Source organism: Duganella sp. AC237 (assembly GCF_979254035.1).
In genome coordinates this window covers 3,158,579-3,175,859 of the sequence record NZ_CEEDEW010000003.1, presented here as the reverse complement: position 1 = coordinate 3,175,859, position 17,281 = coordinate 3,158,579, and the positions used below count along the sequence as shown (strand labels likewise).

The window sequence follows — 17,281 nt, the reverse complement described above, 5'->3', positions numbered from 1 at the left end:
ATAACTTTCGTAGTTAGTTGTTGGAACAAATAGCGCTTAAGCGAGGTAATTTCTCATTTCTTTTGTCAATAACTCGCGCATGATTGGTCCCGCTGCGTCTTCCAATGCAGTAACCGCTTCGACACATTGCGGATAGCGCTTCTCAAAGTCAGCAACATAGTTCTCTATCTCGTGGTGGTGAATGGACTGCAAGTCGGGGATACGAGCTTTAAGTTCATCTCGGAGTCTGTCGGTATTGGCTTGCTCCACCTTCCTCTTTGTATGCTCTATGACAGCGAGCGCATTCTGAATAGAAGATTGCCCTTTGATGCGGGCCTTGTGAAAATCTCCCATCGTCGTGACTAAACGTTGCACAGGAGCGCGCAGTTCATCAAAGTAGAGCGCCGCTATCATTTCTACTGTACCCATCGCATCCCTTGATTGCGTGTGAACCTCGATTCGATCAGTTACGCTGAACCGGATGTCCGGATTTAACGAGTGAATCGCCATGTATGCCGCCTTCATCAACTCTTCCAACTTCCCTCGCTTGACAGAACGGTACTCTTTGGTTGCCCAATCTTGATGCGCTATTCTGACCTTTATGCTTTCTGCTTCCTCTGTCGTGCGGCGGAGTTGTTCGACTGCGCTCTCAAAGTTAGCGTTCGCAACCCTAATCCTGCCTCTTGCATCAGCATACCCCTTCAAAAGCGCTACGAGCATCGCTATAGCAATTGCAAGGACGAACGAAGCTGCATATAGCATGAAGCTCTGTTGTACGCGGCTCTCGGCGATCTGGCGGCCGATCTCGATTAACTGCTGAGCTATTGAAATTTCTGTAGGATTCATTCTTTGCAAGGGTGTGTAGAATCAAATCAAGAACTCTTCCAGCCGATGGTAGTCTTGCATACTATCCCAAGACCTCTGCTCGGATACCGTTTCCTCAGCCGTTATCGCGGCAGTTGCTCGTTTAGAGCATCGCCGTCCTCGTAACCGCGATTCCCCAAATAAGCCTCTTCCGATCCGAAGGCATAGCCGCACGAATTCTGCTCCTCGTCGAACGCGGCATGCTCGCCTTCGAGGTATTGGTAGCGATACTGTTCAACGACGTCGATGACATTCTCCTTTACTTCGGGGGCCGGAATGGAAGGACAGAAGCGGAAGGCCGATGAATGCTTCTGCGACTTCGATTGCTATCCATCACTTCTTTCACCCAAGTTTTCATCATCAACGGTGATGCTGGCTCCGCGTCTTTCGGACGTTCCGATGCCATCCAATTTATAACCTCAATAACCGCATCACGTGCTTCGTTCGACATGTTGCCCAACGCCTCGTAACAAGCCGCCAGGTTGTCATCCCTTGATGGCTTTTAGCCTTCATCGTCCATGAATTTTCCTTGATATAGAAGGTCTGCAATACAGACCTGCTGTTTCATTTATTCGCCAACAAAGTGCTGAACCTCGAAGTCAGCAGGACTAGTGCCAAACTGAGAGAACATGTGGAAGTGGTTGACGTCCGTGTACACAGTCTTTTTTTCGGTGAAGAACGCCAAGTCATACCATGCAACACCAAAGTAAACTGTGTCGCCCACGACAGAAACCAGAGTCCACGTATAAGGTCCGTCCGGTTTAGCTGCCAGTGCGATATCTGATGCTTGAAGGGCAGATACACACTTTTTCAAGTTAGACTCATCGCTGAACTTGATCGATACCGTCGTAAGCGCTACTGGCTTACGTTTGCCGCTATTTTCGAAAGTCTGTCCGGCTGACACCACAATGACATCGCTTGCTTTGATCATGTGTTTCTCCATTCAAAGTTGTTCGGCGGCCGGCCGATGCGGTAATTCGTTCGCAAATCTTTGAGGTACCAACCAGAAACTTCAAGCTATGGCATTTTCCTCGAACTATTTCCAAGTTTTGTGAGACCATTTTTATGGTGTCCACCAGGGACCACCATCCGAACGCGCTCCAGAAAAACACTGTGACCGCTAGACCGAAACCAAACTCAGCCATCGAGCCGTTCGAGAGGCCAAGGTACATAGCAAGTGGCCCATCCCATCCCATCCCATCCCATCCCAGCATGACCAAAAAGCCGATGAAGAATGAGACCGACGACATAGGCGGGCGGTCTCCCATAGTTTTCCTCGGAGATCTTCGCCGAGTGGGCCTCGAGCTCTGCTATCGTGGTGCCTTTCTTGAAGGCGCTAGGCTTTTCCCGTGCCGTAGCTGCCAGGCAGCCGGCGCCAGGTACCGCTATGAAACCGATTTAACCATGCGCCCCAGTCGACCACGGAAGAGCCGCTGTCGCCGGCTTCATCGAGCAGCTTGAGATGCTCCTTCCAATAATCGCGCCAGGGCCCGATCTGCTCGTTGCACACAACTTGAACACGTGTCAAATACCGGTGCAATTCCTCTGACGGTCGGGATGGTGCAATCGGAAAAGCCAGGCTCGGGTCGTGTGCGAAATCCTTTGCCAGCGTGCCGAAGTCTAAAGCGTGCAGTATGCGGCGTGAACTAGCGTCGAACAGGTGCGCCACCGACGCGGCCTCCCGCAAGCTTAGATAGATTGCCTGCGCATCGCGCCAGCAGAGCGCGAGGGTACTGCGCGCCTGCTCGGCGCCTGTGATCAAACCTGGGATCTCGCGCTCGCAGTGTATGCGCTGAAGACGTTCGAGGCGGGACGCCACGGTGCTGCTGGCTTTCTTCGTCAATCCCCTCCACTGTCGCGAGACATCTTCATCAATGAGCTTCCAGGCGAGGTGCACTTGGCGCAGATCGGCAATCGTCTCTTTCGCCCCATACCAGCCGGCTCCATCCCAGAGGGCATAAAATACCTGAGATGCGCGCGCTTCGTCAGCGAGCCACCGGAGTCCATACACTCCAGGCTGTTGGGGAGGCTCGGCGCAAGTTTTCCACGAAGTCCAGAGGCGTCCGCCCAACTGCTTGGCAATCATGTCGACCTCGCCGACCTGCTCACCGATCAGCCGCACCGGCGGCAGCGGAGCGGGCACTGAAACGGTCAGGTCACATCCCTCGATCGTCACAACAACATCGGACGCTTCGACTTCAAAATTGATGTCGAACCAGGTGCCCGTGAAGACTGCGCCATGCGGTTGCCAGGATAACGTGCCTCCGACCAGCGGTTCGGATGGCCCGTAATCGGACAAATAGTTACAAGTGACATGCTGCGGTCCGCTTTTCAAAGCGATCGCCAGTTCACCGACTCCATAGCCTTCACAGGTATGAATGATGTACATACAATCGCCGTTGCGGTAGCAGTGTGTGACCACGCCACTACATGCCAGGCCGCTTTTGCGTTCGAACCATTCGATGCCCCCTCTCATGTCGGACTCGGTCGCGGCATGGCCAGCTGCGAAAGGAAGGTCAAGCAACGAGTCCCCGCCGCTCGTGCGTCTTGGGTGTGCCCACGCGGGAGCGGCCGAGCCAGAAACGGCAAGGTAACGATGGTCATGATTTTCCTTATAAACCGTTTATACGGTAATTACCGGCGCCACAGCGACGAAGGCCCCGACCCTACGAAAGCGGCAAACCGCCAGTCGGCCGGGATACGCGGCGCATGCGCCGGCGAAATTTTCTAAGCTGGTTAGTGCCTTGCCAATAAGATATTTCACCAAGGAAATAAGTATTTTATATCATTTATGGCGTATTGAATCTCTCCAAATATCACAACACCTCGGCGAATGCTCGACGAATTTGCGCGGGAGATAACTCCAGGCACGGTTCGACGTGGTCCAATTATGCGTGCCCCATCATCAAGTGCACGGTGCTCAGCTCGACGCCGTTGGCTAAAAGCCTAGACGCCATAATGCGCCGACCACTGTGCGAAGTACCGCCCTTGATCCCGGCACCCCGGTACAACTTCGTCACGTGCGCTTGCAGGGCATCGCAGGCCGCGTAATCGACCTGCTCGCCAGCCTCATTGATTCGGAGCTTGGTGTTCATGGAGTAGCGATAGTCCTTGAAGGTGAGCACCAGCGCGCTATCTAGCCGCAGACCACAATATCGCTTCGGATCATCGCTCATACGCCAGCGCCGCGAGACGCGCAGCGCGAGGTAGTTATCTATCGCAGCAACCAGGTCGCAGTTTGTCGGATAGATGCAGCGCTGCCGCAGCCCCTTCGTGATGCTTGCCCAGAGCGATACCTCTGACCGGATCGCCCCGGACGGAAACATCACGTCGCCGACCTCGATCTGAGCGATTTCGGACACACGCATCCCTGTGTGGATGCCCAGCATTAGGACAAGAATATCGCGCTCCGGATCGCGGCTGGTGGCTCTGGTGACGCGGAGAAGGTGCCGATACTGGCCCGTTTTTAGGACTGCGGCTTGCGGCATGGTGGTCCTCTGAATAGGAGTGAAGTGATTTCATTCAGAGTGAGAATCGGTCAGGCTATTTTTTCAGTGTACCACCGCATATTTCCTCGCGTCCTCGGAAAAGCCAGTGTGCGCTCCGGCGTCGAGCTGGAATTCTTAAGCAATAATGTCAGTGCTTTTTTATCAGATAGCCGCACCAGCTGTGCCGGAAGGCGCGCGCGTTAGCGCCCGCCGGCTCTTCTTGTCGCCGAACAACAGTTGGGGGGGAGTCGTCATGCACGCCGGAGCGGAAGGCCCACAGACGTGCTTGGCTTTCCCGCTGCCCGCAGCGAGCTGGCGCACCGGTGTCTCATCGAGTTGCAGGCACGCCCGTTGTCGCATCACTTCAACGAACCAGTCGGCCAGCGGCTGCACCGCAACACCGATGCGTCCGATCCACTCGGCCAGGGTGCAGCGCTCCACCGGCAAGCCCCGGCGATCGGCGATCTGCTCGATTTGCTAACGCAGCAAATGGCCGAGATATTTGCAGGCCGCTATCCCTATGGTGACTTCGCAGCCTTTCGCACTAATGAAGCCCAGTTTGCATGAAACTTACCCAAAACGCATCCGTAGCCTACTGGGGAGGTTGTAAACGCTGTTAGTATATTACTATAGAGAACGAGTAGATGCATAGCATCATTAGTCACATGTTAAAAAACATACCAACAGGATCTTATTTCTACGTTTCGCTTGAGGAAATCCACGCGATCGCAGAGAAGTCAGGCAACGCAGACTGCATACTTTCAATGATTGCACTACGTCGGGGCCAGGGCGGAAAAAAGAATACCGGATGGGGTCGCAACGCTATCAAGAAACACATGAAGTTGCCCCACTCTCGCGCCGTGAAAGCAATCGATTGGTTGCTGGAGAATAAATTTTTCAAAGAAGGCAAACGCAAAGATGACGTTCATCCGTTTCGTGCCCTACCGGAGACGGGCGGTAGGATCTACCTGCCGAACTTGCTTGTAGACAGCTTGGCTGGGGGAAAGCAAGGAGGTTCTCTAGGTCAACTGATGGCAAACATCTACACAGATCCTTGGAGCAAGATTTCAACCGATCAAGCACGCCTTGATGCATTACTGGTGCTCGTCGCGCTTTATAAGCAACATCAAGATGGCAAGGCGAGGCAAAATTTGGTTTGGTGGCATTGGGAGACTCTTTATCCAAAAGGAAAGGCCCGGTCAATTACAACGCCGGATAAGCGCGAGCTACGTGTACTCGCCGCAACCAGAGAAGGAATGCAGTTCGATCCCGACGCGGTTCAAAGAGCATTTGGCAACACCTGTCAGAGCGATCAAATCTTACCGCGAATCACTCTGGCGATCGAAAACTTAACGAAGGCTGGCCTTGCCTATAGTTTAACTTCGGTGTCGAGATTGACAAAGAAATCGATCAGAAACCGTATCGAAGATAGCCATGAATTGTCTTATATTCTAGATTCTGACTTGGCCGGTACTCCTGAACCATTAGGTGTGTCATCCCTTAAAAAATTAGTCCAAGACCTGTCAGAGCATCTGAACAATCAAGACGGCATCACACTTCGCCCTACTTTCACACCCGAAAATGTTGAATTTGCAACTATCAGGGGAACGATTAATGTTGTCAGAACGACTATTGAGCCTACCCACGTTCCAAAGAATGAAGATCTGATTGAAATTTCAGCCGAGCTGCGTCACCTATGTAGCAATTGGAGCAACATAATTGAGTGCGCGCTTGATGGCGATCTGATAATGCATTAACGTCATTTCTTTTTTTCGGAAAATTGCCCCTACCAAATAATGCGGGGTTCCGCAGCTTTTTGCTATATAAAGAGTTTAAGGTAGTAAGCGAAAAAGAAAGAAAGAGATAATTTTTACATCTAATAAATAAGCTAACGAGATTTTTGCGATTTTTCTGACGAGGAGAATAGTTCACTGAGTGATACAAATAAAACATGTAATGAGGCAGGTCTAACCTCACCCATCTCCAAATGCTGCGCTGGCAAGACCTACCAGAAGGAGAGAAAAAATTCAAGAGATTTAGGTGTCTACCGGAAGATAAACTTAACAAAGAACTTGTATCAGAAAGAAATCTCGCTATGATTGTCTACCACTTACATAGTGGAAACCAATAGCATGTTGAAATCAGCATCAGCAACGACCCAAGAGCAGCTTGAATTTTTGCACTTTAGCGTGACGCAACAATCTTCCACTCAGCTGTGCGGGGCCCGCCCACAGTCGTGCGACGCCCCTGTGATCCAAGGTGGGCTTCCTGATTGGGCGCCCTACAAATCAGTTTCAGTTCAGGCACCATCACAGCCAGAGGAAAATCAGAAGAAATTCACGGCGGAGCAACAGATTGCCGAACGTCTGTCGGAAGACTGGGCTGAGGCAGAATCGTCCACTGTTCCAAGCCTGCTTTTATACCGTAAAGAAGATGTCCTAGCATTTGTCGACACATTTGTATATAGCGAGTCAGAAGTCAGCAATCGCGCCGCTATTGCAGTTAATGACCTGCTCAGGTTAGGCAATCGTCGCGAACTCGCCCAACTGAGCCACGACTTTCTCGAACAACTTCACCTTTTACGCTCCAAGTTTCCGCAATTTTGTGAGGTAATCGAATACGTCGCTGGAGCTGCCATGATCGCCATGCGGTCTGGCGATCGAGTGTTACGTCTAACTCCAATTTTGCTTACGGGGCATCCCGGCGTAGGCAAGACCGCCTTCAGCAATGCTTTGGCGCGTGTGATCGGCACATCAGTGCTCAAGATCGACATGGCTTCAAGTCAGAACAACAGCGAACTGATAGGAACCTCGTCATTCTTTTCAAACGCTCGACCAGGCAAACTTTTCGCGTTTATGGCTCGAGGCGACATCGGCAGCGGTAAATCATACGGCAATGTACTCATCATCTTGGACGAGGTCGATAAAGCTGCACAGGCGTCCGCCAACATGCAGTACGACCCTACTGCCCCTCTATACTCACTATTGGAACCTCAATCCTCGCGCCAGTTCAGCGATTCCTTCATCGACATCCCGCTGGATCTGTCTGCATGCACTTACATCGCGACAGCCAACAGTTCTAGTCCTTTATCAGCTCCGCTCTATAGCCGATTCCGGGAATTTAAAATCACGATTACATCTGACCAGGCTGAAGCGATCGCGAAAAGTGTCGTTAATGACGTTTTGGAAGAGATTGGGGATCCAGATCTGATTTTCCATGCTCTGAGCATCACGTCACTTTCCAAGCTGGCTTCAGCTCGATCGATGCGTCAGCGCTGTTTCGAGGCCATCGGGCGCGCCCTACTTGCGCAGCGAGAGGTCGTATCGCCAAATGACGTCGGGGTTCTGAAAGAAGATCAGAATATCATCGGGTTCTTATAGGTCAATAGCCCCCCCCCTTCGAATTAGCCGCGCGGTTTACCACGAGCTCTAGGGCTCCTGATTCTTGCAAGAAAAATATTTGATGTGCTTGCGCAGGTGCGTTCGGGCCGTCCCCCAAATGCCAATTGCACCTGCCCTCATCTCCTCCATCAATATGCAGCGGAATTAGCTCTCCCTGACTAACAATCAAAGCGAGCCCAGATAGTTCTCGAACAACCGCATGGACCAGAAAAATTTCGGTCCCTCCACGCTTGGTCGCTCGCGACCCTTTTTGCCATCGACAGGATTTTTGTCCACACAAGCCCAACCGACGGTCTGGGTTGCCAATTACGCTTCCTCATACAGGTGTTGAATTCGCCAACCCTCTAACGAGGTTGTCAGCAGCAGCGTATGTATCCGATCGGCCACCCTAGGGCTAACGAGCATATCGCCTAGCGATCTCGGTTAGCAGCCTAGCCTGATGGCCCTCGGCAGCGTCCTCCCAACCGTATGCAGTCCAATCGTTAGACGCTTGATTTCAGGACAGTCTATAGGTCCAGCCGTGTCATCGGCGATTCGGGTTTTCCCGAAGCACTCTCGAGGCGCTGGTCGCGCTCTGGAGGCGCTCAGGAGGCATTCTCGATGCACTCCCGAGGCACCCTTGAGGCATCCTTGAGGCGTCCTTGAGGCGCCATCGAGGCATCCTTGAGGCGTCCTCGAGGCATCCTTGAGGCGTCCTCGAGGCATCCTTGAGGCGTCCTCGAGGCATCCTCGAGGCATCCTTGAGGCATCCTTGAGGCATCCTCGAGGCATCCTTGAGGCACTCCTGAGGCATCCTGGAGGCACCGCGGAGTCATCCCGGAGTCATCCTCGAGGCACTCAGGAGGCTCTCTTTTCCCGGTAAGAACCGCTCAGGTACAGACACACCTCGATTCACATTGCTATTCCAGCTTTTTTCGTTTTGCCAAATAGGCAAAAGATTTCCCAAACTTCAATTCTTTAATAAAGATTTGCTCATTAAGAACGAAAAACAGGTTTCACAGGCGCATTTGGAAAATCATCGCACTTCTAAGAGGTAAAATAAATTACGTGTATAGCGACTATCCAAAAAAGTAAAATTTCACAACCTCAGGCACGCCAACTGTATAGCAGAACTCCGTCCTGCTATACAGTGCTTGCAAAGGCTTCGCCTTTATAACTGCCGGTGCTAACGCACCTCAAAACATGAAAACAAGACAACTCAACATTCGACTTACACAAGAGCAGTATTCGCGCTTTCATGCTATTGCGCTGATGCACAATATGGACGCCTCGCAATATTTCCGGGCAAAACTCCTAGGTGTTGAAGCGGAGTTGCTTTCATCTAAGCACCCATCAGCTAACGATCTTGAAAGAAAGGTCAAGGCAGCGGAAACCATTATAAAGACGAGGGTGCTTGCACGCGAACAAAGCCCCGAAGAATTATACCGTTTAGAAATTCTCGTTCTGATTTCCCGGCGTTTGGATGAGATAGCGGACTACATTTTTTCCGACAGGTGCGGCCATGATGAACCTGAGATATATCGGGTGATCCTTGCCCTGCTACAAAATCTTCAGCTTTTCACTTTAGGAGAACATTGATGGCATTTATTAGAGTACGAGGAAATTACGAAGGAATAGTGGTCTATTTAAAAAGCGGAATAAAATCCGGACGAACGCAGGGAAGAGACGAGCTAGATGAGCGAATACCATTGAAAGGTGATATCGATCTTTTAGACAACATAATTAATGCCATTAGTTCTCAGCGTAAAAAATATACACATATAACGATTAGTTTCAAGGAGGACGACATAACCCCGGCCATGATGCGAAAAGCAGTCGATTATTACGAAAAAAACATTTTTCGCGCTTTCAGGTCGGATGAATATTATTTATATGCCGAGGCCCATATGCCCAAACGAAATAGTCTATTGACTGAAAGCGGGGACTTGAAGTACAACAAGCCTCACATTCATATCGTAGTTCCAAACGTGAACTTGAGAACGGGGAAGTCTCTGAATCCTTGGGGTGGCGTTTATATGCATCACGAGCGATTTCACAACGCCATCCAAGAGGGAGTAAGCATGATAACCGGCTCAGTTTCCCCGTCTCAAAGCCGCCGGCCAAATTTCGATATGAGATCCACGATCTACGAAAAGGACAAAGATGATGTATTCGCCGGTAACAATGTAGCTTTAAAGCAGTCGATTCTCGATAAAATCATCAACGATGGTGTATCCTCGATCGAAGCTCTACGCGAGGTGCTACTAACATTTGGGGAAAGCAAGACAGTCAACAGAGGCAAAGATAATGAATATGAGGCCGTCAAACCGGTTGGGGAACAGAAATTTGCTCATCTCCGCCACTTTGTTTTTTCGAAAGAATTCCTTAAATTGACAGGCACACAAAAGAAGCAATTCTTATGCTCTGAGGAAGATGAACGATTTCTATCGCTTGGAGACCCGCAGTCCGTCCCGGAAGAAATAGAAAAAACTCTGATCGAATGGCATCACCTTCGGAGCAAGCAGATAAAATATATCGATAAAAATGTTCCCACCGCCTATAAGATGTTAGAAAAAAATGAAAAAATAGAATTCCTGAAAAATATGGAATTAGAGTACTATCGAAAGCTTGACGCTTTACCTCGAGAAGAACCAGATCTGCCACCGTTGGTAGAACTAAAGGAAACTCGGAGGTTGCACATTCTGGTTCAACCGGAGCCATCTTCTCGTACTGGGCGCCGCAATGACACACTTATTGCTCAGCTAGTGCGAGACGAAACCGCACTGAACAGCAAAAATGCGCTTGAAGCAAAAGAATTCGTCAAGATTTGGAATGACGAAATTGATATCGCTTTTATGTTGGCGGATCTGAGTTTTTCTCGCGGGCTCGTCCGAAAAAAATACAAGATCCGTGGGGACGAACTACCTCACGAACCGCCAATTGAAGGGCAGAGAATCCGATGCGGCAAGCATAATTTACGAGTAGTTGATTTTCTTACTCGTCAAATGCGGATGAGTTTTCCGGAGGCATTTGCCTACATGAAACATATCTGTGCAAAGCAAAAAACGCACTTCGCAAACCTCAATCCTAGTTGTGGCAATCCAGACAACACCATTTGGAGGCAATTTCGTGCTGAACTTGGGCAAACAAAGATCAGCCTGAATGCAGAATATGTGCAATTCATAACGAAATTAAAACAGACGACAAAGGGGGCTTATGTCGACGCGGCGTTACAACGGAGTTTTGATCGTTTTACAATGTTCCAGATCAAGATGCCCGATTACGTCCGTAAATTGTTGCTGAATCTGATCGATGTTGGCTATCTAGAACGGCGCCCACAGACCACTTCATCAAAGAAGGTCATGGAGGATGCTGACGGCTTTAATATCCGGCTCTCTAATTGGTCCCTATACTTATCCTTTCTGCACAAAAATGCTATCGCTGCGCCGACCCACTTGGAAGAACTTCGCAAGCACTCGGCCGCACGTCCTATACATGGCGACTCTCTGTATCTCATAGGTAACATGGACGAGGTAGCAGTGGGGGTTACACTTGCTGCGGCCCTTAGGCTCACGGTGACCGTCAAGGAGAATGGTGACGCCATTTATGAACGAAATGGCATCGAATACGTTAGAGATGAAGGCGCGCGCATGGTTGTAAACGCTGCCGCAGGCATGCCCGCAATTGAGGCTGCGTTCAGGCTGGCGAACAAGAAGTGGAAAAGATATGGTATCGATGGGCAGCGGGAACAGCAGGTCATCGCGATGAATCTCGCGTCAAGCAAACCAGAACTGGCCCAAGGATTAATGAGAACTCGCTCGAAAGTGCTAAGCGAGGACGAGATGGCAATTAGCGATCAATCTACTTTTGATGACTCCCCGCGTGCCAATTCAACGGTGCAAGGTAGGCGGCCTAAGTAATAAATGCGCGAGTGATTCCGCCTGGAAGAGTCTGGCTACAAGGATCTACGATGCGCATCAGCGCTATCGGTGCGTATGGCTGGGCAATGCGGCATGCGCTGCAGCCACTGCAGCGTGGACGTCGAGTAGTCCACTTCGGTGGACTCCGGTCTCGAGCGCCTTGGACCACTGCAAAGGAGGTGGCGGTTCGATCCGTTGCTATCGGACAGCACGACGTTTGCCGCCCCGCGCAATTCTCTTTAGTTGACGCCGGCAACGGATCAATGCGAGCGCACTTGCGAAATCTCATTTTCCGAATTACACTGTACATTCATACAGTATTAAGTTGACAACGGCTCGATCTAACCATGCTTTGCGCCACTCTCCAACAGCAGCACGCCATACCCAACGCTACGGATCCGGCTTTGTTCGCCGACGTCTGGCGGGCGAGCGAGCTGGCGGTATCCCGCGCTGCGACGGCCCCTACAGGGCACTCGGAACTCGACTTGGAATTGCCCAACCGTGGCTGGCCAAGATCGTCGTTGGTGGAGCTCATGCTGCAACAATCAGGCATAGGCGAGCTGCAGCTACTAAAACCGTTGCTGGCCAATCTTGCAAGAAAACAGCGTATCGCGCTCGTGCAACCGCCCTACATCCCGCACGCACAAGCGTTTAAGACATGGGGCATCGACACCAGCCGATTGCTATGGATACGCTCCTCCAACACGGGGGACGCATTATGGACCACGGAGCAGATCCTTAAAAACGGAAGTTGCGGCGGCGTCGTCTTCTGGCAGAACCAGATCCGGTCGGAATCCCTGCGCCGCTTGAATCTCGCTGCGCAAGGTTCGGAGATCTGGTTCTGGCTGATGCGGCCGATGGCGTGCGCCAGCGAAGCCTCCCCTGCCCCGTTGCGGCTCGGTCTGCGGCCGGCGTTGGGCGGCGTCGCCGTCGACGTCTTAAAGCGCCGTGGCCCGGCGTCCGACAAAACCCTGTTTATACCGCTTCCCGATATGCCTGCCGGCCATCATCCCCTGCATCATGAAAACGCCCCTGCTGTTAAGTTTTTACCTGCCGTTGTTACCGCTCGAAACGCTGCGCCCGTCCTGGTCTGAACCGGGGCCTTACGCTGTGATGGATAGTGAACAGGTGCTGGTCGCCTCGGAGCAAGCGATGCAAGCTGGCGTGCGCTCCGGCATGCGCTGCGGCGGCGTGGCGACGATCGCACCCGGCACCATCATGCTCGACCGCGAGCCCGAGAAAGAGGCGCGCGCGCTGGACGCCATCGCCCTGGCGATGTTGCAGTTCACTCCCGACGTGGCATTCACGGAAAACTTCACCGTGCTGCTCGATGTGGGACCAAGCCTGCGCCTGTTCGGCGGGCCGCTGGCGCTGTGCCATCTGGTCCGCAGCAGCATACGACGGCTCGGCTTCACCGCATCCCTCGGCGCGGCGCCGACGGCACAAGGCGCATGGCTGCTCGCGCACGCGCCACATCAGCGCAGGCCGCCTCACCGGCGTTGCTTGCAACTAGCGACGATGGCGCCCCGCCTGGATCGTCTACCGTGCGGGATCATGCCAGCGGCCCAGCCCTTCCTCGGCTGGTTCGACGGTATCGGCGCGGTCGACTTAGGCGCCCTGCGACGGCTTCCGCGTACCGGCCTGCTGCGGCGAACGAGCAACCAGCTTATACGTGTGCTCGATCACGCCTACGGTGATCTTGAAGAGATGCAACGATGGATGGCGGTGCCCGAGCATTTCTCCGCGCATGTCGAAACGTTCGACCGCATCGAGCATGCAGAGGCGCTGATACATGGCGCGACGACCTTGATCCTGCAACTGACCGGATGGCTGAACGCGCGACAGCTCGCGGTGGGTAGCTTCAGGTTGCTGATGGAGCACGAACGTGGCCGCGCTGCGGTGGCGCCGACGCCGCTCGATATCACCTTGGCCGAACCGGCATGGAAAGAGCCGCACCTGCTGCGACTATTGAAGGAGCGCCTGGCGAAGATCGAGTTGACCGCGCCGGTTATCGGATTGCGGCTTGAAGCTGGACAGCTCCAGCCAATGCAGGTGCCGACGGATCAACTGTTCCCGGAGCCGGGCGGCTCTCCCGCCGACTTCGCACGACTGCTTGAACTGCTGTCGGCCAGACTCGGACCCGAAAACGTGCTCGCACCGGTTATCTCTCCGGATCATCGTCCGGAACAGTGCAACACTTGGGGGCCCGCCACGGCCAATGTCCGGAAATCAGCGGAGGACGAGGAACCGCTCGAACGACCTTCGCTCGTGCTGCCCAAACCGATACCGCTGCTGATGCGGCAGGAGCGCCCGTTCTACGGTAGCCCACTCAAGTTGATACGTGGGCCAGAGCGCCTGGAGGCCGGTTGGTGGGACGATCAAACCGTGGCGCGCGACTACTACGTCGCACAGGGCAGGGACGCGACCTGTTATTGGATTTACCTGGAACGCACGCAGAACGCGCGTTGGTTTCTGCACGGGCTTTACGCCTGACCTCCGGCTGTCATGAACGCTTCCCTCCTCCCATCGTACGCCGAGCTGCAATGCGTCAGCCACTATACGTTCCTGCATGGCTCCTCTGCGCCGGAGCAGCTGGTGCAGCGCGCCACTAGCCTCGGTTATCACGCGCTGGCGATCGCTGACGAATGCACGGTGGCCGGCGTCGTCAAAGCGCATGTGGCGGCCAAGGAAGCGGGCTTAAAATTGATCGTCGGCAGCCAGATGCTGGTCACGCCCGAAGACGGCACTCCGGCCTTCACGTTGCTGATCCTCGCGATGAACAAAAACGGTTACGGCAATTTGTGCGAGTTGATCACCGTCGCGCGCAGGCGGGCGAAGAAAGGCGAGTATCTGGTTCGTCCGCGTGACATCGCTGCCCCGCCCGCCGACTTGGTAGCGCTGCGCGGCCTACCCGATTGTCAGCTGATCCTGCTGCCGCGCTACGGCGTGGCCCTCGATGTACTGGAGCGGCAGGCGGCGTGGCTACTGCAGTGTGCGGCCGGTCGAGCGCGTATCGCATTGACGCTGCACTTCCGCTCGCGCGATGAACAGCATCGCAACGCTGTCAACTCTGTCGCCGCGCAATTCGGCTTGCCGGTGGTGGCGACGGGCGATGTGGTCATGCACATACGCTCGGCCAAACCGCTGCAGGACACGATGACCGCCATACGCCACGGCATTCCAGTGGCGCGCTGCGGCTACCGGCTCGCCTCGAACGCGGAGCAGCACCTGCGCTCGCGCGTCAGACTTGGCAATCTGTACTCGCGCGCGGCGCTCGATGAAACGGTGCGCGTGGCTGACCTGTGCACCTTTTCGCTGGACGAGCTGCGTTACGAATACCCGGTGGAGATCGTCCCGGAGGGAATGACGCCTTCGGACTACCTTCGCCACGAAGCCTACCTCGGCGCCCACTGGCGCTATCCCGCCGGCATTCCGGCCAAGGTGCAGGAAGTGATCGAAAAGGAGCTGGAACTGATCGCCGAGATGTCCTACGAAAGCTACTTCCTGACGGTGTACGACATCGTCCGCTTCGCGCGCGCCAACAAGATCCTCTGCCAGGGGCGCGGGTCCGCCGCCAACAGCGCTGTGTGCTACTGCCTTGGCGTGACCGAAGTCGATCCCTCGCGCGGCACGCTTCTCTTCGAACGATTCATCTCGAAAGAGCGCAACGAGCCGCCCGACATCGATGTCGATTTCGAGCACCAGCGGCGCGAGGAAGTCATCCAGTACATCTACCGCAAATACGGCCGCACTCGCGCGGCATTGACCGCCGTGGTTATCAGTTACCGGCCCAAGAGCGTGCTGCGCGACGTCGGCACCGCGCTTGGCGTCGACCTGTCGATTGTCGACAAGGTGGCCAAGGCCAGTCATGGCTGGGGCGGACGCGCCGAGCTGGCCGAGCGTATGCACAGCTGCGGTCTTGATCCCGATTCCGACGTCGGGCACAAGTGGGCCTTCCTGTCCGAGCACATGATGCGCTTCCCGCGCCACATGTCGCAGCACCCCGGCGGCTTCGTCATCTCGCACAGCAAGCTGTCGCGCCTCGTCCCGGTGGAAAACGCCAGCATGGAAGACCGCACGATCGTCCAGTGGGACAAGGACGACCTGGACGCGGTGGGTCTGCTCAAAATCGATATCCTGGCGCTGGGCATGCTGAGCGCCATGCGGCGCACGCTGGATCTGGTCTCAGAACAGCGGGGCGAACGCTTCGAACTGGCGGACATCCCGAAGGAAGATACGGCGACCTACGACATGATCTGCCGTGCCGACACCGTCGGCGTGTTCCAGATCGAGAGCCGGGCGCAGATGTCGATGCTGCCCCGTCTCAAACCTCGGGTGTTCTACGACCTGGTGATCGAGGTGGCGATCATCCGTCCGGGCCCGATCCAGGGCGGAATGATCCATCCGTACCTGCGCCGACGGGAAGGCGCCGATCCGGTTAGCTACCCCAGTCCAGACATGGAGGCGGTGTTATCGCGAACGCTTGGCATCCCGATTTTTCAGGAGCAGGTCATGCAGATCGCGATGGTGGCCGCTGGCTTCACCGCCGGCGAAGCGGACCAGCTGCGCCGCGCAATGGCGGCCTGGAAGCGCAAAGGCGGCTTGGAACAATTCGAGGACAAACTCAAACTGGGCATGGCCGCCCGTGGCTACAGCGATGATTTCGCCATCGGCATCATCGGACAGATACGCGGATTCGCGGAATACGGTTTCCCCGAATCGCACGCAGCCAGCTTCGCCCTGCTCGCCTATGCGTCTAGCTGGATGAAATGCCATGAGCCGGCCGCCTTCCTTGCCGCGCTGCTCAATAGCCAGCCGATGGGGTTTTACAGCCCTTCCCAGCTGGTGCAGGACGCGGTGCGGCATGGCGTCGAGGTCCGGGGCCTGGACATTAACATTAGCCAGTGGGAGGCGACGCTGGAACCGTCTTCGGGCGCGCAGCCGGCGGTACGTCTCGGGCTTAACATCATCCGTGGCATGGAGCGCGACGCGGCGTGGCGTATTGAGGAAGCCCGCGCCGTGCGCCCGTTCAGCGGGCTGCACGACCTTGGCGTACGGGCAAATATCGACGCCGCGCAGCTCAAGTTACTGGCGAGCGCCAACGCCTTGGCTGAGATCAGCGGCAACCGCCGCCAGGCGATGTGGAACGCGGCTGGCAGCACGCCTGACAAGGATCTGCTGCGGCAGGCGCATATCGTCGAGGAGGAACTGATACTCGAGGCGCCCTCCGAGGGCCAGGAACTGGTGGCGGACTTTCGCCATATGGGTCTGACGCTGGGCCGCCATCCGCTGACACTACTGCGGGAACGATTGCATGCCATGCGCTTCATGACTGCTGAAGTGCTGAACCTGTATGACGACGCAAGGCTGGCGCGCGGCTGCGGCCTCGTGACGGTGCGACAGCGTCCCGAGACGGCCAAGGGCGTCGTCTTCCTGACCATCGAAGACGAGACGGGCAACGTCAACGTCATCGTCTGGCCGAGCCTGCTGGAGCAGCAACGTCGCGAAGTGATGAGCGCACGCCTGCTGGGCGTCTATGGACAATGGCAGTGCGCGAACAACGTGCGGCACCTGGTGGCGAAGCGGCTGGTTGACCTGTCGCACCTGCTGGGAGAGCTCGACACGCGTAGCCGCAACTTCCACTAACGGA

Annotated in this window: 12 protein-coding genes; 7 read left to right on the top strand and 5 right to left on the bottom strand. The window is 54.6% G+C overall.

Annotated elements, in window-relative coordinates:
• Window positions 1-36 precede the first annotated feature (36 nt).
• The 5 genes from AC0IYS_RS14355 to AC0IYS_RS14335 form a co-directional block, all read right to left on the bottom strand.
• Window positions 37-825 carry a hypothetical protein gene (locus tag AC0IYS_RS14355; RefSeq protein WP_471705773.1) on the bottom strand — a complete coding sequence of 263 codons (789 nt, stop codon included), beginning with the start codon at window positions 823-825 and terminating at the stop codon, window positions 37-39.
• A gap of 586 nt (window positions 826-1,411) precedes the next feature.
• Entirely contained in the window at window positions 1,412-1,774 is a 363-nt protein-coding gene (locus AC0IYS_RS14350) for a hypothetical protein (RefSeq protein ID WP_471705772.1), read from the bottom strand.
• A 405-nt stretch (window positions 1,775-2,179) separates the two neighbouring features.
• Complete coding sequence (locus AC0IYS_RS14345; RefSeq protein ID WP_471705771.1) at window positions 2,180-3,232, bottom strand: hypothetical protein; 1,053 nt, start codon at window positions 3,230-3,232, stop codon at window positions 2,180-2,182.
• Between the two features lie 499 nt (window positions 3,233-3,731).
• Complete coding sequence (locus AC0IYS_RS14340) at window positions 3,732-4,331, bottom strand: site-specific integrase (RefSeq protein WP_471705770.1); 600 nt, start codon at window positions 4,329-4,331, stop codon at window positions 3,732-3,734.
• Between the two features lie 162 nt (window positions 4,332-4,493).
• Window positions 4,494-4,772, bottom strand: coding sequence for an IS66 family transposase (locus tag AC0IYS_RS14335; RefSeq protein WP_471705769.1), 279 nt, complete (start codon window positions 4,770-4,772; stop codon window positions 4,494-4,496).
• A gap of 203 nt (window positions 4,773-4,975) precedes the next feature.
• Here AC0IYS_RS14335 and AC0IYS_RS14330 point away from each other — a divergent pair, with 203 nt between their 5' ends.
• The 7 genes from AC0IYS_RS14330 (at window position 4,976) to AC0IYS_RS14300 (ending at window position 17,277) form a co-directional block, all read left to right on the top strand.
• The gene (locus AC0IYS_RS14330; protein ID WP_471705768.1) at window positions 4,976-6,088 is read left to right on the top strand and encodes a hypothetical protein; all 1,113 of its coding nucleotides are present in this window, start codon (window positions 4,976-4,978) and stop codon (window positions 6,086-6,088) included.
• A gap of 375 nt (window positions 6,089-6,463) precedes the next feature.
• A complete protein-coding gene (locus AC0IYS_RS14325; RefSeq protein WP_471705767.1) occupies window positions 6,464-7,711 on the top strand; it encodes an AAA family ATPase in 1,248 nt (415 codons plus the stop codon).
• 1,203 nt (window positions 7,712-8,914) lie between these two features.
• On the top strand, window positions 8,915-9,310 hold the full coding sequence (locus AC0IYS_RS14320) for a hypothetical protein (RefSeq protein WP_471705766.1): 396 nt from the start codon (window positions 8,915-8,917) through the stop codon (window positions 9,308-9,310).
• Window positions 9,310-11,631, top strand: a complete 2,322-nt coding sequence (locus AC0IYS_RS14315; RefSeq protein WP_471705765.1) for a relaxase/mobilization nuclease domain-containing protein — start codon at window positions 9,310-9,312, stop codon at window positions 11,629-11,631. The genes AC0IYS_RS14320 and AC0IYS_RS14315 overlap by 1 nt, the downstream gene beginning before the upstream one ends.
• Window positions 11,632-11,978: 347 nt before the next feature.
• On the top strand, window positions 11,979-12,725 hold the full coding sequence (gene imuA / locus AC0IYS_RS14310; RefSeq protein WP_471705764.1) for a translesion DNA synthesis-associated protein ImuA: 747 nt from the start codon (window positions 11,979-11,981) through the stop codon (window positions 12,723-12,725).
• Window positions 12,652-14,124: a Y-family DNA polymerase gene (locus tag AC0IYS_RS14305; protein WP_471705763.1), complete on the top strand. Its 1,473-nt coding sequence runs from the start codon at window positions 12,652-12,654 to the stop codon at window positions 14,122-14,124. Before imuA ends, AC0IYS_RS14305 begins: the two co-directional genes overlap by 74 nt.
• A 12-nt stretch (window positions 14,125-14,136) precedes the next feature.
• A complete protein-coding gene (locus AC0IYS_RS14300) occupies window positions 14,137-17,277 on the top strand; it encodes an error-prone DNA polymerase (protein WP_471705762.1) in 3,141 nt (1,046 codons plus the stop codon).
• Window positions 17,278-17,281: the final 4 nt, after the last annotated feature.

Bases quoted from the DNA above. Each gene is read 5' to 3' on its own strand.
- AC0IYS_RS14355 (WP_471705773.1), bottom strand. From the start codon at position 825: ATGAATCCTACAGAAATTTCAATAGCTCAGCAGTTAATCGAGATCGGC.
- AC0IYS_RS14350 (WP_471705772.1), bottom strand. From the start codon at position 1,774: ATGATCAAAGCAAGCGATGTCATTGTGGTGTCAGCCGGACAGACTTTC.
- AC0IYS_RS14345 (WP_471705771.1), bottom strand. From the start codon at position 3,232: ATGTACATCATTCATACCTGTGAAGGCTATGGAGTCGGTGAACTGGCG.
- AC0IYS_RS14340 (WP_471705770.1), bottom strand. From the start codon at position 4,331: ATGCCGCAAGCCGCAGTCCTAAAAACGGGCCAGTATCGGCACCTTCTC.
- AC0IYS_RS14330 (WP_471705768.1), top strand. From the start codon at position 4,976: ATGCATAGCATCATTAGTCACATGTTAAAAAACATACCAACAGGATCT.
- AC0IYS_RS14325 (WP_471705767.1), top strand. From the start codon at position 6,464: ATGTTGAAATCAGCATCAGCAACGACCCAAGAGCAGCTTGAATTTTTG.
- AC0IYS_RS14320 (WP_471705766.1), top strand. From the start codon at position 8,915: ATGAAAACAAGACAACTCAACATTCGACTTACACAAGAGCAGTATTCG.
- AC0IYS_RS14315 (WP_471705765.1), top strand. From the start codon at position 9,310: ATGGCATTTATTAGAGTACGAGGAAATTACGAAGGAATAGTGGTCTAT.
- imuA (WP_471705764.1), top strand. From the start codon at position 11,979: ATGCTTTGCGCCACTCTCCAACAGCAGCACGCCATACCCAACGCTACG.
- AC0IYS_RS14305 (WP_471705763.1), top strand. From the start codon at position 12,652: ATGAAAACGCCCCTGCTGTTAAGTTTTTACCTGCCGTTGTTACCGCTC.
- AC0IYS_RS14300 (WP_471705762.1), top strand. From the start codon at position 14,137: ATGAACGCTTCCCTCCTCCCATCGTACGCCGAGCTGCAATGCGTCAGC.